A 19,992-nucleotide genomic window follows, 5' to 3' on the forward strand; every position below is an offset into this window, starting at 1 on the left:
TGTTTTAACTGATATTGGAAAAAATGAAATGAACGTATATATAGGAGGTAGAAGCAATGACTGAAGAATTTCCTCAAGGAAAAATGCCTTATGAACCAGAACCATTTTGGAGAGATACTTCACAATTAAATACATTTTCTCCTTTGAAAATTGATACCGAAACTGATGTTGCCATTGTTGGTGGTGGTATTACTGGGATTACAACTGCCTATTTACTATCAAAAAAAGGCTTTAAAGTAGCTATACTTGAGGCAGGAAATCTCTTAAACGGTACAACTGGACATACAACTGCAAAGGTAACAGCACAGCATGGACTAATTTATGATGAATTCATTCAGCATTTGGGTGAAGAAAAAGCTAAGCTTTACTATGAGGCAAACAATGAGGCGCTGAACTTTGTTCGTCAAACGTCGAAAGAGTTAAAAATAAATTGTGATTTTTCAGATGAAGATTCATATATGTACGCAATTAGTGATGAATACGCTAGAAAAATTCATAAAGAATTTGATGCTTATCAAAAGCTAGGAATACATAGTGAGTTTGTTGATGATATCCCTTTACCAATTGATGTTAAAGGTGCTGTTATTATGAAGTCACAAGGTCAATTTCATCCACTAAATTATTTAAAAGCACTTGTCGATGAAATAATTAAGGCTGGTGGTGAAATATACGAGCAAACAACAGCTATTGATATTGATGAAACAACACCAAAACCAACTATTATCACAAGAGATGGTCACAGAGTAGCATGTCAGTTTGCAATCGCTTGTTCTCATTTTCCTTTTGTTGATAAAAAAGGCTTTTATTTTGCTCGATTACATGCAGAACGCTCATATATTTTAGCTGTTCGTGCTAAGCTTGATTACCCTGGTGGGATGTTCTACAGCGCAGATTCGCCAACTCGATCTTTACGTTACACACCGATGAACGGTGAAAAGCTTATTTTAATAAGTGGTGATGGTCATAAAACGGGACAAGGAAAATCAACTTATAAGCATTACCAAGCATTAGAAGAGTTTGGTGAGGAAGTCCTTGGTATTGAAGAAATTAAATATCGTTGGTCAGCTCAAGATCTTTATACATTAGATAAGGTTCCTTATGTTGGTCCAATCACTTCAAAAAAAACAAATATTCTTATCGCAACAGGCTACCGTAAATGGGGTATGACAAACGGAACAGCTGCGGCACATTTGCTTGCTGATCTTGTCGCAGAAAAATCTAATCCTTATGAAGAATTGTATTCACCATCTCGATTTTATGCTGATCCAAGTATCAAGAAATTCCTAAAGCAAAATATCGATGTAGCAGCACATCTTATTGAGGGAAAAATCGATATAGCAGACAAACGTGTTGAAGATATCGGAAATGATGAAGGCTCTATCGTCATGGTAAATGGCAAACGTGCTGGCTGTTACAAAGATGCAGACGGCAACATTAATCTTGTTGATACAACGTGTACGCATATGGGATGTGAAGTAGAGTGGAATAGTGGAGATCGTTCTTGGGATTGCCCTTGTCATGGATCACGATTTGATGTAGGTGGAGATGTGATTGAAGGACCGGCTAAAAAAGCTTTAAAAAAGGTGGATTTGAACTAGGGGTTTGGACATAATCAAGAAATCATACAAAAAGACGAATAAATCTAAATCAGTTAAGTTGAAAGAAACAAGTTCGTTCCATTGCGCTGCAGACACTCGCGTTCCACGGGGAGGAAGCTGAGCCTCCTCGACGCAAGCGCCTGCTTAGGTCTCAACCTTTCCTCAATTCCCGTAGGAGTCGATTATCTTCCGCTCCATTCCACTAGTTCTTAAAAATAGTATACAAAATCAAAAAATCTATTGAAAAATGCAAATAAAAACCCGAACTATTAGGCGAAAGATTACTTGAAATATCACCTAATAATTCGGGTTTATCATTAGCTTAAATACTTATGTCCCAGCCTCTTAAACTGTTTAGACATGCATGCCTTCTTCGTTACACATCATGATATATATTACCCATAACCACTCAGGGTAACGCATCTACACACAAGGTTTAGCGCCTCGAAAATCAGCAAAACTTTACCTATGAACTGAGGGATAGACAATTTTAATGTCTATCCCTTTCATCATTTAAATATTTATTTTTTCATATTATTTGTCTTTTAAGACTTGCCCAACTTTGGATTTCGAAAGCTTTATGATTCTCTCTAAAGCATCGTCTTTGTTCACTTTACGAAATGTTATATTGGAGATATCTAAGCCATGACCTAGTGTTGAATAAACATGACCTTCTCTTGGATCAATTAGCTGATTTCCATCGTAGTAAAGACGCGGAGTCTTCCAGAGTGCCACTAATGCTTTACCAATAGGCATTTCGTGATAACGGTCAGGCCACATATTTTTCACGTGTTTTTTTACTAAAGGATAGTATTTCGAGCTCATACCAGGAAAAAGGTGATGCTCAGTGTGATAGGAAAAATTGAAATGCAGCACATCTACCCACTTAGGAACTGTTACAGTTAAGCTATTTGCTAATGGATCATTAATCTCAGTAATTGGATTTAAACGATGATTAGTCGAGATATATCCCATAACAATTGCATTTGCAATAAGTAATGGAATTAAGAAAGCAAACACCCATTTCATTGGTCCCATTATAAATAAAAGTGTTATCCAAAATACCCACGGAAGAATTAACTGAACCCAAACTGAACGGCGATGCTTTGGATTAAATTCCTTTATATACGCAGCAAACATTCTAGCTGAATGTAGTGTAAACATCAGTGTTAGTGAAGCAAAGCTGCCAAATGCTCGAACTCCATGTGGTAAGTGGTAAATCCAATTTAATAATTTTGTTTTAGAAAGCCTTTCTAATGTCGGCCATGCATCGGGATCATGTTCCTCATGCTGTGTATTTACATGATGAGAAAGGTTATGCCACTTTCTCCATAATTTAGGTCCTATACTTAATGGCCAAAAAGCAATTGCCCCAAGAAAATCACGGAGCCAGGGTTTTCTGACAACTGTTCCATGTAATATCTCATGTCCAAGAAAGCCCATTGCAGCAAAGCTTGTGCCAAGTACGAATGAGATTAACAGGTAAATAAATGGATGTAGTTGAAATAAACCAATCGTTAAAAAACCTGCAACCACAATTAATAAGTAGGCAAGTCCACCCCAAAGCCTACTAGGAACAGGCTTAAAAACTTTTTTAGGCAGCTTAGGGGAAATTTGCTTTGCATACCATGCAAAAGAATGAAGATCCTTCATCTAAAATGTCTCCTTCCATAACAATTGTTTTCATTTGATGTGAATTTTTAACAATGGCATAATGCCTACAATCAAACATTTTAATACCCATTTTGGTTAAACTATAATCATCAATAATTAAAAGGAGTTGTTTATATGGAAAAGCCAGCTAACAATAAACAGTCACACTCTCTTAAAGGAAAAATTTACAGAAGAAAATCAGAAGCTCTTTCAGAATACAACATCTCACTTCCAGAACAACCTGTGCCTCAACCTAAGGATTATGAGGAAATTGAGTATTAATTTTTCCAGCAGTTCTTTGAAGCTAACCATGGAAACACTTCCCTTACCATGGTTAGCTTATCTTCTAAAAAGACACTTCTACAGGAAAAAATTATGCCACATTATCTACCAAAATATACTTAACTGGATAAAATTAGCTAAATGGTAAAACATCATGAAATTTATTAGCATTTTGTCATTTTGAGTGAAAGTCATAAGACTCCTGCTAGAACCTTATAGTATTGAATTAAGTAATAAAATGGAGAAATAAAAAAATCAGATCACCTCTTGAAGAGAAAATCTGATTTATTTATATAATACTTATTATGCTGTTATATTTAGTAAGTTAATTCAATGACTTTACTATCTTGGTTTAAATTGGTACTGACAGATGGTGCTAATTCAATTAATAGGTTAGCGTTAAGTCCATAAGCTTTAGCTACTTCAAATGCATCTTCTGTTAAACAATTAACAAGGATGGATGCTTCCAACAGGTTTTCTATTTGATATTCCGCTGATTTTTTCATTAAAAGATGTACAGCTTCTTTAGAATCTAACATAACCGAATTAATTGATGCATCAGATATTGCTCTAGTGGTAATAGATTCAAATCTAGTATCAGCATAATAATCATACACACCAAGATGTTGTTCAGTATCATTAAGCTCCATCTGAGTTGATCCTATAACTAAACAGCCTTCTTTATTTATTAATTCATTCTCTGAAAAGGCCATTAGACCATGTTCCTCAAGCAAGCCTTGAATTTGATTATTTCTGGAGTAAAAAGCAGCTTTTATTTGGCGGATATCTATCTTTTCTTTCCTTAGTAACTTTAAGAAATAGGTAACTGATAAAGTTGTTGTGAAAAGCAGCTTCTCTGCTTGTAAGATGTTGTTTCGATCATCACCATTTACTGTTGCTTCATTAATCTTCCATTTAGGAAATTCAATAACATCAGCACCAAGATCAGTAAGTTCTTTAACAGAGCTCTCTCTATCAAGATTTCCCCGAACGTATAATATTTGTTGGCCAAAAAGTGCCTTATCTTCAAACCATTTTACTTTTTCTCTTGTTTCAATGATTTGGCCAACTAATGTAATAGCGGGATTTTCAATCTTTTGATCACGTACCATCTTAACAATTGTTGATAATGTTCCTACAACTGTTTGCTGTCTGCTCCATGTTCCCCATCTGATGATTGCCACAGGAGTATCAGATGATTTGCCATGTAATATCAGATTTTCACATATATGCTCTAAATTTGAAATTCCCATATAGAAGGCAATTGTTTGTACTCCTCGTGATAAGCCCTCCCAATCGATATCAGGCTTACCATTTTTTGATTTATCATGAGCTGTAACAATGGCAAAGGAGCCTGCGTAATCACGATGTGTGACAGGAATCCCTGCATAAAGTGGTGCCGCAATCCCTGAGGTAATACCCGGTACTATTTCATAAGGAATGTTGTTCTCCGCTAATACTTCAGCTTCTTCACCAACTCTTCCAAATACACTCGGATCTCCTCCTTTTAGCCTCACAACGGTGAAACCTGCTAATGCCTTTTCTACTAATACAGTATTAATTTCTTCCTGCTTCATAAAATGACGAGTTGGTAGCTTTCCACAATAGATTAGCTCACAATTTGATGGTACATGATCAAGGATAGCTGGGTTTACTAAACGATCATATAAAATAACATCAGCTTTTTTGATCGTCTCTAAACCCTTCACTGTAATAAGCTCACTGTCCCCAGGACCAGCACCTACTAAATATACCTTTCCCATATCCATCATTCTCCCTCACATTTTATTTTGTTTAAAGTAAGGGAAGAATTTCCTCGTTTTATACCTTACTTTGCCTCTCTATTAAAGTATTGTATTAACATTTTAACAGAATCTACATATTAAAATACCAAATACATTATTTTCTATATTAAATTAATAGGAACACTTCACCTTCTTCTACTAGTGTTTCATACTTATTCACACAACCGAAGTCTGGTTTTTGAACATTACCGTCTTCAAGACAAATTTTCCAGTCATGCATTGGACAAAATACGAAGTCTCCACTTACAATTCCTTCGCTTAATACTCCACCTTTATGTGGACATTTGTTTTCTACTGCTTTCACTTTTCCATTTGAAAGTCTAAAAACTGCCACTTCTTTTCCCTTTTCAATGATAACCGTTTTCCCAACACGCTCAGGTAATTCTAAAAGAGGTCCCACATATAACTTGGTTTTTGTCATTTCTTTCATATCGATCATCTCCTTTGGCGAAATATTCAGTCTTTAAAGTGTGCAATTTGCAATCCCGATTCGATTTTATAAGAATCAAGCATTACCCACTGTTTCAAATAACTCTTTAGTTGTTTTCTTACTTTCGACAATTTCTTTCCAAGGATCTTTATAAACAGACAATGTTTCATCCATACGTGCATTCAGTTCTTTACATTTAGCAGCATCATCTAATACAGATTGAACATGTGCTAAGCCGATTCTTTCAATCCAAGCTGATGTACGTTCTAAATAGTTTGCTGTTTCACGATAATATTGTAAATATGCACCCGTAATACTCATCGCTTCTTCATCGGTTTTGACTTTGTATAATAAATCTCCACCTCTAACATGTGTACCACCATTTCCACCAACATAGATTTCCCAGCCACCATCTATGCCAATAAAACCAATATCTTTAAAGCCTGATTCTGCACAGCTTCTTGGACAAGCAGATACTGCCATTTTCACTTTATGAGGTGTTTGCAAGCCTTCAAATTTTTGTTCTAATCGTATTCCAAGTCCCATCGAATCTTGCGTACCAAAGCGACAGAATTGCTCACCAACACACGTTTTTACCGTTCTCAATGATTTTCCATATGCATAACCAGATGGCATATCTAGCTCCTGCCATACTTTTGGTAAATCATCCTTACTTACACCAAACAAATCAATCCGTTGACCACCTGTAACTTTGACTAAAGGAATCTCAAATTTATCAACAACATCTGCAATTTTTCGTAAATCCTTCGCATTTGTTACTCCACCATACATTCTTGGAACAACTGAATACGTACCATCTTTTTGAATATTTGCATGCATACGTTCATTTACAAATCGTGATTCTCTTTCATCTTCATACTCAATTGGATTTACCATACCTAAGTAATAGTTTAAAGCTGGACGACATTTAGAGCAGCCTTCCTCAGATTCCCAATCAAGTACATTCATTACTTCTCTTATATGCTTTAGACCTTTTGCTTTTATCTCATCAACAACTTCATCTCTTGATAATGTTGTACAGCTACAAATTGCTTCTTTTTGGGAAGATGCATCAAAATCAGAGCCTAACGCAAATTGTAAAACATCTGAAACTAATGGCTTACAGCCTCCACAGGATCTCGAAGCACTCGTACAGGCTTTAATATCATCTACAGATGTACAGCCTTTTTCTTGAATGGCCTCAATAATTGCACCTTTAGAAACCCCATTACATCCACAAATAATTTCATCAGCACTCATTGTAGCAACTAAGCTTTCTCCAGCTTCCGCTCCTAGTGGCTGTAGAATACTAATTTTCTCGGTATCTGAAATATCCGCTTCTTTTTTAATCATTGAAAACAGACGATTTCCTTCCTTACTATCACCAAACAAAACAGCACCAACAATTTTATTACCTTTGAGGACAATCTTCTTATAAATTCCATCTTGCTCATCAAAGATTTTTATTGATTTTTTCTCTTCATCTTCTGTAAAATCACCGGCAGAGAAAACTTCCACACCAGATACTTTAAGTTGTGTTGATAAAACTGAGCCTTGATAAGGAGCTGTAGCCCTGCCACATATTTGATGTGCTAATACTTTTGCTTGTTCATATAAAGGAGCAACAAGGCCATATGGAATGCCATTATGCTCTGCACATTCACCAACAGCATAGACATTAGGAAGATCTGTTTGTAAATAATCATTTACAACAATTCCTCGATTTACTGTTAATCCACTTTCTTTCGCCAGTTGAATATTTGGTTTAATACCAACTGCCATAACAACTAAATCTGCTTCAAGGTTTGAGCCGTCTTTGAACTTCAATCCTTCTACTCGTTCTTCTCCATAAATTTCTTCTGTTGCCTTTTCTAAAAGAAATTTCATTCCTTGCTTCTCTAATTCTTTTTGCAATAATTTACCAGCTGTTTCATCTAATTGACGTTCCATTAATGTTGGAGCTATGTGAATCACGGAAACATCCATTCCTAAATTCAATAAACCTCGAGCTGCTTCTAATCCTAATAATCCACCACCGATAACAGCTGCTTTTTTAAATCTTTTGGATGCATCAAGCATAATGTCTGTATCTTTTATATCACGAAATGCTGTTACACCTTCTTTATCAGCTCCAGGTAAAGGGAGGATAAATGGTACGGATCCTGTTGCAATAATCACTTCATCGTAAGGAATCTCTCGACCTTTATTTGATAAAACAACCTTCATTTCTGAGTCAATTTTTGTGACTGTTTCATCTGTATAAAGGGTAATATTATTTTCTTCGTACCAATTCCAGTCGTTTAATGTTATATCTTTAACAGCTGTATCTCCTTGCAGAACCTTTGATAATAAAATTCGATTATAGTTAGGATGTGGTTCACTTCCGAAGATCGTAATGTCAAATAGTTCATTTGATATTTTTAAGATTTCTTCGATTGCTCTAACTCCGGCCATTCCGTTTCCAATTAAGACTAATTTCTTTTTATCCACTTGAATTGCCTCCCTTAGGAAAGTTTCTTATAATGTATCACGGATAAATCATTTATTTTATATACATGTTAGCTTTCCTTACATGGTTTTTTATATTTAGGCTATTATTATCGAGAACTTTAATGTTTTTGAAAATTATTAAGGAGTATAGTGATAGTCAAAAACATTTAACCTTTCGGAAAACCCATCTCGATACTTTGCTGTTATTTTTAATAATTTTTCGTATAAAACACGTTCGTTCCATTTCGCTGCAGACACTTGCTTTCCGTGGGGAGGAAGCTGAGCCTCCTCATAAGCTGCGCGCCTGCGGGGTCTCACCCTTTCCTCTACACCCACAGGAGTCAAATGTCTTCCGCTCCATTCCACTATAGTGTGTGAAATCAAATAACCCTTGAAAAATAGGCTAAATTAAGAAGTTGTAAGAACAATAGAAAAAACTATGTATCTACTTTGAAAAGGATAATTTTGTGTTATAAAAAGTTAAGCTTGTACTACTAAAGAAAATTAGCAGTATTTTGTACCTTTTCAGAACGGTTTTAAAATAATAAGTATGAAGAAACATGAATGAAGGGATTTGCAGATGTAATATATAAGTTATCTGGTAGGATTGTATGATAGATTATCTACATTGTTATATTGTGGTCTCAGAATTTTAAGGTGAGGGGAGATCTTAATATTTATAAGTAATTCCTTTTGGGAGAGGTAAATTGATTATCTTCTAAAATAATAAGAAAAAAGAGAACTAACTTATAGGTTTCTCTATTTTCATTTCTTAAGCAATTTACGATAGCAGTGGTTGGTTGTGCGGAAGGTGTGAGACTCCTGCGGGCGCAGCGGGACAGGTGAGATCCCACAGGCGCTGTGCGCCGAGGAAGCTCACCGCCCGCCCCGCGGAAAGCGAACAACCTGTAGCACAACCAACCACCCCTTTGTTAAACACTATAACTTTTACGAAAAGAGCCTGTAATGAATAATGGATCAAATCGATAAATCAAACAGGTGCAACCCTAACCGCATTCACTTTAAACCCAGGCATTTTACAGCTCGGATCAAGGTCCTCACCTACTAACAGATTCACGTTTTGAGCTTCCGTCCAATGAATTGGAACAAACACCGTATCTTTTCTAATCTTCTCAGACAATTTACTTCTAACAACAATATTTCCTCGCTTAGAAGTAACAGACACTAAATTGTTATGCTCAATATTGTATCTCTTTGCTGTTTCAGGATGAATCTCCAGGTAAGATTCAAAGTTTCTCGCAGCTAATGCTGAGCTTTTTCTTGTTTGTACACCTGTTAAATAATGTGAAACAATTCTTCCTGTTGTTAAATACAATGGATATTCTTCATCAACCTTTTCTTTCGGAATTTCTGACAAATTTGAAACAGGTATCATTCTAGCCCTTCCATCACTATGCGCGAATTCATTTTCAAATAAACGAACAGTTCCTTTGTGATCTAAATTTGGACATGGCCATAAAATTCCCTGTTCTTTTCTAATCCGATCATAGGTAATTCCGAAATAATCTGCCGCTCCTCCCTTGCTTGCTTCCCTTAATTCATTAAAGATGTCCTCTGCACATGTAAAAGGAAAATACTTCTCTTTTCCAAGAACTTTCGCAATTTCGCAAAGTATCTCCCAATCATGCTTAACTTCACCAGGGCAAGGTCGACTTGCTTCTCTTAGTGTGACTCTTCCTTCTAGGTTTGTCATTGTTCCCTCATCTTCCAAATATGATGATGTTGGCAGGATTAGATCTGCCATCTCTGCAGTTTCAGAGATGAACATTTCTACCGCAACTAAAAATTTAAGCTTTTTCAATGCCTTTTTAATAAAGTTGGCATTTGGATTTGAGACAACAGGATTTGAGCACATTAAGAACATACCCGTAATTTTGCCCTCATCTATTTTTTGGAACATTTCATATGCAGATACACCTTTTCGAGGAAGCTCATCTTTATCTACACCCCAAACCTTTGCAACCTGTTCACGATGTTCTTCATTTTCAATTGATCGATAACCTGGAAGCTGATCGGCCTTTTGTCCATGCTCGCGTGCTCCCTGACCATTACCTTGACCAGTTATTGCTCCATAGCCAGAATATTTCTTCCCTATCTTACCGGTAGAGATTAGAATATTCAGTAAATTCCGTACAGCATGGGTTCCATCAATTTGCTGTTCTACCCCTCTTGCTGAAAAAAGCATACCTGAATCCTCACTCGCAAATTTTATTGCAGCTGTTCTCATTTGCTCGATAGGTACATCTGTTAAGGTTGAAATTTCATCCAATGAAAGGGAATTTATATGCTCCTTAACCTTTTCAAACCCTGTTGCCCGTTCCTGAACAAACTGTTTATCTACTAAATCTTCATCAATAATCACTTTGAGTAGACCGTTTGCTAAAGCTGCATCCATTCCTGGCTTCACCTTTAAATGTAAATCAGCGAGCTTTGTTGTTGCCGTTTCACGAGGATCAATTGCTATAATATATGCACCGTTTTCCTTTGCTTTTTCAAAATAAGGCATGATTGTTGGCTGACATTCTGCGATATTTGTGCCAGCTAAAATGATTACCCTTGTATGAGGCACTTCATTCAACGCATTTGTTAATCCTCTATCAACACCAAATGTCTGATTTGCCGCTGTTGCTGCTGCAGACATACACAATCGACCATTATAATCGATATACGGAGTTTTCAATGCAACTCTAGCAAACTTTCCAAGCAAATAAGCTTCTTCATTTGTAATTGATGCACTACCATAAACAGAAAGAGCATCATGACCATCAGTAGCTTGGATCGATTCGAACTGCTCCTTAATATGCTGCAATGCCTTTTCCCATGATATTTGAACAAACTCACCATTAACCTTTTGCAAGGGATGCATAATTCGATCTTTATGAAAGGGATGTTGATGTGCATTCATCCCCTTTACACACAATCTACCTTGTGATGTAGGATTATCCTTACCAATTGTTTTAAATGTTTTTCTAGATACAACAGATTGTTCGATCAATTGCATTTTACATTGCATACTACAAAATGGACATTGCGTATCATACACCTTTTCAGATTGAACTTCCTGCTGCTTTGTTCTGAAATATTTTAATAATAAATCAGTCAAGTATATAAACCTCCCTCTAATAATCTATTAAGAAAAATACAGCCCTCATTATTACAAACTTAACGTTTGCTGCACTTCCAACTCTAGCCTTTCTACCAACTGCATTCTCAGAGGTTCTTCAAAGAGAACTTCTCTTATATGAATCAACCCGACTCTTTCAATCCAGTCAAAAATACATTCTAAATAATTTGCAGTTTCTCTATAATATTGAACTAAACCTAAAACAACTTGTTTTACTTCTACTACATCTTGAGCAATTGTTAACAACTCTTCCTGCTGATCTACCGAAAGGATTTGACCACCAACGTAGATTTCCCACCCTCTATCATCACCAATAATATTAATGTCTTTTTGAATATTATTAGCATTGCTATGCTTACATGCTGAAACGCTCAATATCACTTTATAAGGAGTGATGATTGTTTCCATTCCTTTTTCTAACTCAATTGATAATTGCATGGCATCATCATAATCACAAATACAAGCATGTTCACCAAACAACGTGTTAATATGTTGAACAGTGTTATTTTCTAAAGAATGAAAGCTCATATTTAATTCGGCACATACAGCTTGAACGTACTCCTTTTTTATTCCTTTTATCTGTATATTTTGAGCTGACGTTAATCCGACATAACTTAACTGATATTTTTCAATAACATTGGCAATTTTCTTTAGTTCCTGAGCTGACATTCTCCCACCATATATTCTCGGAGTAAGCCTATATGTTCCGTCCTTTTGAGAAGAAAGGAAAATTTCTTTGTTTTCAAAACTAGAAGTTTTAGCAGCCTCAGCTTTTGGATAGATCATCGCTAAATAGTAGGAAATTGCCGGTATGCACTTTGAACACCCATCTTTAGAAAGCCAATTAAGCTTTGCTATTACTTCACCTACTAAAGATAAGTTCTGCTGTTGAATCTCGTAAACAACTTCATCTTCTGTTAATGTCGTACAAGCACACAGTGTCTTTTGTTCTGCTACTTCATTACAATCATCACTATGAATATATTCAAGCAAATCGCAAACAAGTGATTTACAGCTACCACAAGAGCTAGATGCTTTTGTGCATTGCTTTACTTCATCTAGAGTTGATATTCCCTCATGCTGAACAGCCTCCATAATAGCTCCCTTAGATACTCCGTTACAGTTACAAATAACTTCGCTTACCTTCATTGAACTTAACAGTGAATAATCTTTTTCTGTTGAATACATTAACTGCTGCTTTTCCTGTTCATTTATATGCTTTCTTTTGACTATCACATCTGCAATTTTTGATTGACTCTTTGTATCGCCATATAACACGGCACCGACCATGATATCACCGCGAAATACCATCTTTTTGTAGACTTCATTGATTTCATTTAGCATTGTTAATGCTTGTGTTGATTCATCTTCCCTTAAATCTCCGATCGAAAAGAGATCGATACCAGGCACTTTCAAGCTTGTTGATAACACAGATCCTTTATACCTTTTCTTCTTAGTACTGCAAAGTCGATTTGCCAGCACTTTTCCTTGTTCATATAACGGTTTAACAAGTCCATAAACAAAACCGTTATGCTCCACACATTCACCAACAGCATAAATATCTCTTTCACTTGTTTCCATATAGTCATTAACAACAATTCCACGATTTGTGTGAATACCACAATCCTTTGCAAGCTGTACATTCGGCATAACACCAATAGACATCACAACTAAATCCGCTTTAATTGAAGAATCATCCGAAAAAATTATTTCCTCTACTTTGTGTTGCCGCCCTTTGAATTCCTTTGTTGTTTTTCCTAATAAAAACTGTACACCTTTTCTTTCTAGCTGCTTTTGAAGAAGTCGTGAGGAAGCTTGATCTAATTGACGTTGCATTAAACAATCTGAATTGTGAACAACTTTCACATCCAAACCAAGATGGAGTAATCCCCAAGCTGCTTCAAGACCTAATACTCCTCCACCGATCACAATTGCACTTCGATCATTTTTAGAGGTTTCAATCATTTTTTTGCAATCCTCGATTGTTCGAAAAGTGATAACTCCTTCCTTTTCTACACCTGGAACAGGTAGCACAAAAGGAGATGAACCAGTAGCTAAGATAAGTTTGTCATATGACAGCAACCGATTTTTGTCAGTTAAAACATGTTTTTGGTTTGAATCGATATTCATCACAGTTTCACCAGAAAATAGGTTAATTTGGTTACTCGAATACCATTCCTTTTGATTAAGTGTGATATCTGCGATTTTTGCTTCTCCCTGCAAAACCGATGATAATAAAATCCGATTATAATTAAGATGATTTTCACTGCCTATAATTGATATTTCATAAACGTCTGAAGAATGCTTTAAAATTTCCTCAACACAACGGATACCCGCCATTCCATTTCCGACTACCACCAATTTTTGCTTCATATTACCCTCCTAGCATAAATGGTCTGACCTAATTTATTGATCTTATTATTTCATACAGAGCTTCTTCACATTGGTTTTTTGTCATATTTCCTAACATACATTTTTAAAAGTGAGCTTTTCAAACCATTGATACAATAAGGTTTACTAACATTCTGCGTTACATTTAATTACAAGTATCTTTTCTACTTCTTTTTCACGTTTTATAATGAGCACAGAACATGAGTAGACAGAAAATTTTAACAATAACAAATATGAGAGGAGATTTTATATGAAATTATCAGAATTAAAAACTAGCGGTCACCCGAAAACACTTTTTTCGTCATTCTTGTATTTTGATGTCAGTTTTATGATTTGGGTTATTCTTGGAGCTCTTGGAGTTTTTATTACACAGGATTTTGGATTGTCACCTTCTCAAAAAGGAATGATTGTTGCTGTTCCTATTCTTGCAGGATCTGTATTTAGAATTGTATTAGGTATCTTAACAGATCGTTTTGGACCTAAGAAGACAGCTATATTAGGAATGAGCATCACAACTATTCCTTTACTGTGGGGGTTATTTGCCGGTAATACCATTCCTGAGCTTTATATGATTGGGATTTTACTAGGTGTTGCAGGTGCAAGCTTCGCAGTAGCACTTCCAATGGCTAGCAGATGGTATCCTCCTCATTTACAAGGTGTAGCAATGGGGATTGCTGGTGCTGGAAATAGTGGGACATTAATTGCCACTTTATTTGGCCCTCGTTTAGCTGAAAACTTTGGTTGGCATGTAACAATGGGTCTTGCCATTATCCCACTTCTTATTACGTTTTTTGTTTTTATATTATTGGCAAAGGATGCTCCTACACAGCCTGCTCCACAGCCACTTGCAAATTACTTTAAAGTATTTGCTCATAAAGATACATGGTTCTTTTGCTTACTATATAGTGTTACATTTGGCGGGTTTGTTGGTTTATCAAGCTTTCTTAGTATGTTCTTTGTTGATGAATATGGTCTTTCCTCAGTTCAAGCAGGTGACTTTGTGACACTCTGTGTTGCAGCCGGAAGCTTTTTCAGACCAGTAGGAGGATATATCTCAGATAAAATAGGTGGAGTTAAAGTGCTATCATTCCTATTTATCGGTGTCGCTGTTTGTATGCTAGGTGTTAGTCAATTGCCACCACTATTTGCGATCACGGCATTACTTTTTGTCGGGATGATGTGCTTAGGAATGGGTAATGGAGCAGTGTTCCAATTAGTACCTCAACGCTTCCAAAAGGAAATTGGTATGGTAACAGGAATAGTAGGGGCAGCAGGAGGTATCGGTGGTTTCTTCTTACCAAACATTTTAGGAACTTTAAAAGAACTAACAGGATCATATTCTTCAGGATTTATCACATTTTCTTGTATTGCCCTTGCTGCAATCGCAATCTTAATCATTGCAAACTTCTCTTGGAGAAAAACATGGAATATAAAGGATGGTGCAGTAAAAATATAATTTACTATTTCAGTGAGTAAGCCTAGCAGATGTTGCTAGGCTTTTTTTGTTAGTTAGGTTAGTAAGATAAAATCTAGAATCCTTTACATCCACTATCAATCTGTTATAGTAGTAGAAGTTAATTATTTACCTAGGTAAATAATTTTAGGTGGTGACATGTGATGATAAATAAAAGTGAGTTATTTCATACGCTATACCAAAAAACAAGGCATATGACAAAAGAACTTAATGAACAGCTACAACAGCATCAATTATACAGTTCTCAATGGTCGATTCTTTATTGTTTAAAAAAGAATGGTCCAATGACACAAAGTGAAATGTGGCGTTATTTAGGTGTTGAAGCACCAACTGTTACACGCACACTACTTAAGCTTGAAGACGCTGGGTGGATTTCACGAAAGCATGGAAAAGATAAGCGCGAACGACTTGTATTTCTAACTTCAAAAGCTGAAAATCACCTACCCACTGTTGAGAAGAGTGTCACAAATTTTGAAGAACAGATGCTTCAAAATTTAACAGAGGAAGAACAAGAATACTTACTTTCTTTATTAAATAAACTAGGAAATTGATATGGCAAGCACAAGCTACATAGCTTTAGGCGGCCAAAGCAGATAGGAATTGAAATAACTCGTGTTTCTTGCCTTACTTACTATTTAACTAGACACCAGGAAAGTAAAAACCAAAGGAGGCAGGATGAAAAAATGAACACTGTCTATAAACAGCCGATCTGGACAAAGAGCTTTATTAGTATCTTCTTAAGTAACTTTTTCATCTTTGTCACCTTTTATGGTCTATTAACCTCTTTACCTATTTATGTTGTGGATGAACTTAATAAATCTAGCGTTGAAGCAGGACTGATTGTAACGATTTTGCTTCTTTCAGCCATTATTGTTAGACCATTTTCTGGAAAGTTACTTCAGGATTTCGGAAAGAAAAAAGTATTAATGCTAAGTCTTAGTTTATTTACTTTATCATCTTTTCTATATTTATGGATTGATCATTATGGTCTTTTATTAGCACTTCGCTTTTTCCATGGAATTTGGTTTAGCATTGCTACTACTGCTACTGGAGCCATTGCCGCAGATTTAGTCCCAAATAAACGTCGCGGAGAAGGACTTGGTTATTTTGCCATGTCAATGAACTTAGCCGTTGTATTTGGTCCTTTTATTGCTTTAACTTTAATACAAATCACTTCGTTCTTAGTTTTGTTTCTTGTTTTAGCTTTATTAATGGTCATTGGTGTTGTGTTTACAGCATTTAGTAAAATCAAAGAACTTCCAGCTAGTCAAAAGAATACGGATAAAAAAATAGCATTAGAGGATTTATTTGATAAAAAAGCACTCCCTATTGCTTTAATTGGTAGTTTAGTTGCTTTCTCTTATTCAAGTGTGATTTCATTTATCTCTATGTACGCAAAAGAGCTCGAGTTATTAGAAGCTGCTAGCTATTTCTTTGTAGTTTTTGCAGTTGTTATGATATTATCAAGGCCTTTTAGTGGTCGTTTATTTGATAAAAAAGGGCCAAACAGTGTGATCTATCCAGCACTTATTTTCTTTGTACTCGGATTAATTTTACTAAGCTTTGCCCAAACTACTTTTCTATTTCTTTTAGCTGGGGGCTTTATCGGTTTAGGATATGGCTCAATTGTTCCATGTTTACAAACACTCGCTGTTCAAGCAACAGATTTGAAGCGAAGTGGTCATGCTACCGCTACATTTTTCACCTTTTTTGATATTGGAATAGCAGCTGGAGCATACATTCTAGGGATCATCGTCTCACAACTGGGGTATGAAGTACTTTATTTCTATTCTGGCTTGTTTGTTATCGGGATTATCGCCGTCTACCACCGGCATCAAAGAAGAAAAGAAGCAACAACTTCACCTGTTTCTGCAAATTTATAAGCAATAACGATAATAACCCTCTCTATCTTCCAACAGAGAGGGTTTATTTTGGCTATTTTTTGACTATGGATGCTTCCACTTCTTCCATTTTTCAATAATCATTCAACTTTGGGTAATAATCATTCAACTTTTGCTGTTATTCATTCAACTTTGCACGATAATCATTCAACTTTCTTAACTATTCCATCATTCGACAAAACTCGCCAACTTTACAAGCAATCTGCAATCTTCCAGTACAAGACACAAAAAAAGAGTTAAAGCCACATATATTAGCCTTAACTCTTTTTCCTACTTATTAGTAAACTCCACGAATATTCGGGTGGATGTCATGTTGATAAAAATCAGTTAACTTTTTAAGCTCAGCTTCACTGAAGTGTGGAACTTCTGTTGCTTGTAAGTTATCCTCTACCTGATTGACTGTTTTAAAGCCAGGAATAACAGTTGTAATTTCTTCATGATCAAGAATCCATCGTAATGCAGCTCTCGTCATATTGCCACGATCTTCAGCAATCCACTTTAGTTGTTCACTTAATTCAACACCTTTAGAAAACTCAACACCTGCGAAGGTTTCACCAACATTAAAATGTTCACCATCTTTGTTAAAGTTACGATGATCATCTTCTTCAAACTTCGCTACTTTTGTAAATTTACCAGTCAATAACCCACTTGCTAAAGGAACACGTGCTAATATGCCAACACCTTTTTCTTTAGCTTGAGGAAGTAATTCTGTTACCGCTTTTTGACGGAAAATATTAAAGATAACTTGTAGTGCTTTTACATTTTCCTGCTCTAAGCAAAATAATCCTTCTTCAACTGTTTCAACACTAACGCCGTAGTGGCGAATTTTACCTTGCTGCTGCAATTTATCTAATACTTCAAAAACACGACCATCTTTTAAAATCTCCATTGGTGGACAATGAATTTGATAAAGATCGATTGTTTCACGTTGAAGGCGCTTTAAACTTGCTTCACAATATTCTGTAACCGCTTTTTCTGAATATGTTTCTGGATCAAAAATATCTCCAGCACGACAGAATTTTGTTGCTATATGTATTTTGTCTTCTTTACCTTTTGTTGCTTTTGCAAGTAATTTCTCACTATGTCCATCACCATATACATCTGCAGTATCGAAAAAGTTAACACCCGCATCCATTGCTTTTTCTAATCCTTTTAATGCTTCTTGATCAGATGATTTACCCCAAGAACCTCCTATTGCCCATGTACCAAAGCTTAATTCACTAACCTTAAGCTCTGTGTCTCCTAATTGACGATAGTTCATACTCTACACCATCCCTTTTCTTAAAGGCACTGTTTAGCTTACCAGGCCTATCTTTTAAAACACTATATCCATTATAGTAAAAATAAAGCGTTAACAAAAGAAATTGGACTTCTAACAAATTAAAAAAGTAGATATGAAAAATAAAATAGCTTTATCTCATCACATCTACTTTCTATTATTAAGTATGAATAATCGCATCCAAAGCTATAAACGCTTCTTGTTCAATTGCCTCAGAAACTAAATCTGTGTGTGGATTATAATCGTTTCGTAAATCAGCATCAGCATAACCATCGATTGCAAGAATTGCCCCTGTGTTCACACCTCTGATCGCACCAATTGTAAAAAGAGCAGAATTTTCCATCTCAACAGCTAAAACTCCAGCCTTTTTATAAAGTTCATGAGGAAACTCGATGATACCTGTATAAAACACATCCAATGTTAGAGTTATTCCTTCATGAATAGGTTGATTTCTTTCATTAGCTGCATCAGCCAATGACTTCACAACTTGACGATCAGCAACGGCAGGGAAGCCTTCTGGTACAAGCTGGCTTGTTAAACCATCTCTTCTTACGGCAGCTGTACTGAGCACAATGTGACCAGGCTGAATTTCTGCCTGATAAGAACCCGCTGTTCCAATTCTAATAATGGTTTTGGCACCACCTTTAGCCAGCTCTTCAAAGCAAACAGCAGCACCTGGTGATCCTACTCCATGACTTACAATGGCTAGCTCAACACCTTGCCAGCTTCCTTTATAAGAATGATATTCTCTGTTTTTTGCAAGCAGCATAGAATCATCAAGTAAACTAGCAATCTTTTTTGCACGTGCTGGATCACCACAAACTAGTACCTTTTTAGGTAATTCATCTGAGTTCACCTTTAGATTTGTCAATAACTCAGTCATAGTCCTTTTTCTCCCATTCATCTTCTGGTATTGGCAAATCTTCACCCGAAAAACGCTCTTCCTTGAAAGGATCACCGTTCATATGGAATCCATTTTGTTCCCAAAATCCTGGTTTGTTTTCGTCAAAAAATTCTATTCCTCTTATCCATTTCACACTTTTCCAAAAGTATAAATGAGGAACAACCAATCGAAGTGGCCAACCATGTTTATCTGTTAGAGGTTCGTTTTCAAATGAATGTGCTAATAATACATCATCACGATCTAAATCAGATAATTCGAGATTTGCTGTATAATCTTGATCTGCATGCAGCATCACATATTTACCCTTTGGATTAATGTTCAGCTCTTTTAATAAATCTTTGAAAAGCACTCCTGTAAATGTGTTATCAAAACGAGACCATCTTGTTACACAATGAATATCACACGTTACAGAAGATTGATTGAGCTTCATAATGTCTTCAAATGTTAAGGTCATTTCTTTATCAATAGCTCCAAAGATTTTCAATGTCCAATTTTCAAGATCATACTTAGGTACTTCACCTTCATGTAAAATGGGAAAACGCTCTGTTAATACCTGACCAGGTGGTAAACGTTTTGCTAACTGTGGATCGACGGCTGGTACTTTCATACGTTTAATTCGATCTGCTTTATTCATTATTTA

General features: G+C 35.9%; 14 protein-coding genes. 5 read left to right on the plus strand and 9 right to left on the minus strand.

What is annotated here, in order from left to right:
- Positions 1-56 precede the first annotated feature (56 nt).
- Positions 57-1,598, plus strand: a complete 1,542-nt coding sequence (locus FS935_RS16520; protein WP_240050933.1) for an FAD-dependent oxidoreductase — start codon at positions 57-59, stop codon at positions 1,596-1,598.
- A gap of 534 nt (positions 1,599-2,132) precedes the next feature.
- Here FS935_RS16520 and desB read toward each other — a convergent pair.
- Positions 2,133-3,251 (minus strand): Delta(10) desaturase DesB, encoded by a 1,119-nt coding sequence (gene desB / locus FS935_RS16525; RefSeq protein WP_146949745.1) that lies wholly within the window; start codon positions 3,249-3,251, stop codon positions 2,133-2,135.
- A gap of 135 nt (positions 3,252-3,386) precedes the next feature.
- Between desB and FS935_RS23465 the strand changes: the two genes are divergently transcribed.
- Positions 3,387-3,533 (plus strand): hypothetical protein, encoded by a 147-nt coding sequence (locus FS935_RS23465; protein WP_158638630.1) that lies wholly within the window; start codon positions 3,387-3,389, stop codon positions 3,531-3,533.
- A gap of 317 nt (positions 3,534-3,850) precedes the next feature.
- On the opposite strand, the gene cobA is transcribed toward FS935_RS23465, so the two are convergent.
- The 5 genes from cobA to nirB (FS935_RS16550) all read right to left on the minus strand — a co-directional run bounded on the left by cobA (position 3,851) and on the right by nirB (FS935_RS16550) (position 13,776).
- A complete protein-coding gene (gene cobA / locus FS935_RS16530) occupies positions 3,851-5,296 on the minus strand; it encodes a uroporphyrinogen-III C-methyltransferase (protein WP_240050934.1) in 1,446 nt (481 codons plus the stop codon).
- 148 nt (positions 5,297-5,444) lie between these two features.
- Positions 5,445-5,768, minus strand: a complete 324-nt coding sequence (gene nirD / locus FS935_RS16535; RefSeq protein ID WP_226669023.1) for a nitrite reductase small subunit NirD — start codon at positions 5,766-5,768, stop codon at positions 5,445-5,447.
- 75 nt (positions 5,769-5,843) lie between these two features.
- The gene (gene nirB / locus FS935_RS16540; protein ID WP_146949748.1) at positions 5,844-8,258 is read right to left on the minus strand and encodes a nitrite reductase large subunit NirB; all 2,415 of its coding nucleotides are present in this window, start codon (positions 8,256-8,258) and stop codon (positions 5,844-5,846) included.
- Positions 8,259-9,249: 991 nt separating this feature from the next.
- Positions 9,250-11,382, minus strand: a complete 2,133-nt coding sequence (gene nasC / locus FS935_RS16545) for an assimilatory nitrate reductase catalytic subunit NasC (RefSeq protein WP_146949749.1) — start codon at positions 11,380-11,382, stop codon at positions 9,250-9,252.
- A gap of 51 nt (positions 11,383-11,433) precedes the next feature.
- A complete protein-coding gene (nirB, locus tag FS935_RS16550) occupies positions 11,434-13,776 on the minus strand; it encodes a nitrite reductase large subunit NirB (RefSeq protein ID WP_146949750.1) in 2,343 nt (780 codons plus the stop codon).
- A 268-nt stretch (positions 13,777-14,044) separates the two neighbouring features.
- Here nirB (FS935_RS16550) and FS935_RS16555 point away from each other — a divergent pair, with 268 nt between their 5' ends.
- The 3 genes from FS935_RS16555 (at position 14,045) to FS935_RS16565 (ending at position 17,151) form a co-directional block, all read left to right on the plus strand.
- Entirely contained in the window at positions 14,045-15,250 is a 1,206-nt protein-coding gene (locus FS935_RS16555) for a nitrate/nitrite transporter (RefSeq protein WP_146949751.1), read from the plus strand.
- Positions 15,251-15,411: 161 nt separating this feature from the next.
- Positions 15,412-15,819, plus strand: coding sequence for a MarR family winged helix-turn-helix transcriptional regulator (locus FS935_RS16560; RefSeq protein WP_146949752.1), 408 nt, complete (start codon positions 15,412-15,414; stop codon positions 15,817-15,819).
- A 54-nt stretch (positions 15,820-15,873) separates the two neighbouring features.
- Positions 15,874-17,151, plus strand: coding sequence for an MFS transporter (locus tag FS935_RS16565; protein WP_146949753.1), 1,278 nt, complete (start codon positions 15,874-15,876; stop codon positions 17,149-17,151).
- Between the two features lie 295 nt (positions 17,152-17,446).
- On the opposite strand, the gene FS935_RS16570 is transcribed toward FS935_RS16565, so the two are convergent.
- From FS935_RS16570 to FS935_RS16580, 3 genes are all read right to left on the minus strand, one after another.
- Complete coding sequence (locus FS935_RS16570; RefSeq protein WP_146949754.1) at positions 17,447-18,430, minus strand: aldo/keto reductase; 984 nt, start codon at positions 18,428-18,430, stop codon at positions 17,447-17,449.
- A 178-nt stretch (positions 18,431-18,608) separates the two neighbouring features.
- Positions 18,609-19,331 (minus strand): nucleoside phosphorylase, encoded by a 723-nt coding sequence (locus tag FS935_RS16575; protein WP_146949755.1) that lies wholly within the window; start codon positions 19,329-19,331, stop codon positions 18,609-18,611.
- The gene (locus FS935_RS16580; protein ID WP_146949756.1) at positions 19,324-19,986 is read right to left on the minus strand and encodes a sulfite oxidase-like oxidoreductase; all 663 of its coding nucleotides are present in this window, start codon (positions 19,984-19,986) and stop codon (positions 19,324-19,326) included. Before FS935_RS16580 ends, FS935_RS16575 begins: the two co-directional genes overlap by 8 nt.
- Positions 19,987-19,992 lie beyond the last annotated feature (6 nt).

This window comes from Metabacillus litoralis, assembly GCF_007994985.1.
Lineage (GTDB): Bacteria > Bacillota > Bacilli > Bacillales > Bacillaceae > Metabacillus > Metabacillus litoralis.

Bases quoted from the DNA above. Each gene is read 5' to 3' on its own strand.
- desB (WP_146949745.1), bottom strand. From the start codon at position 3,251: ATGAAGGATCTTCATTCTTTTGCATGGTATGCAAAGCAAATTTCCCCT.
- nirD (WP_226669023.1), bottom strand. From the start codon at position 5,768: ATGAAAGAAATGACAAAAACCAAGTTATATGTGGGACCTCTTTTAGAA.
- FS935_RS16555 (WP_146949751.1), top strand. From the start codon at position 14,045: ATGAAATTATCAGAATTAAAAACTAGCGGTCACCCGAAAACACTTTTT.
- FS935_RS16580 (WP_146949756.1), bottom strand. From the start codon at position 19,986: ATGAATAAAGCAGATCGAATTAAACGTATGAAAGTACCAGCCGTCGAT.
- nirB (WP_146949750.1), bottom strand. From the start codon at position 13,776: ATGAAGCAAAAATTGGTGGTAGTCGGAAATGGAATGGCGGGTATCCGT.
- FS935_RS16520 (WP_240050933.1), top strand. From the start codon at position 57: ATGACTGAAGAATTTCCTCAAGGAAAAATGCCTTATGAACCAGAACCA.
- FS935_RS16575 (WP_146949755.1), bottom strand. From the start codon at position 19,331: ATGACTGAGTTATTGACAAATCTAAAGGTGAACTCAGATGAATTACCT.
- cobA (WP_240050934.1), bottom strand. From the start codon at position 5,296: ATGGGAAAGGTATATTTAGTAGGTGCTGGTCCTGGGGACAGTGAGCTT.
- FS935_RS23465 (WP_158638630.1), top strand. From the start codon at position 3,387: ATGGAAAAGCCAGCTAACAATAAACAGTCACACTCTCTTAAAGGAAAA.
- FS935_RS16560 (WP_146949752.1), top strand. From the start codon at position 15,412: ATGATAAATAAAAGTGAGTTATTTCATACGCTATACCAAAAAACAAGG.
- FS935_RS16570 (WP_146949754.1), bottom strand. From the start codon at position 18,430: ATGAACTATCGTCAATTAGGAGACACAGAGCTTAAGGTTAGTGAATTA.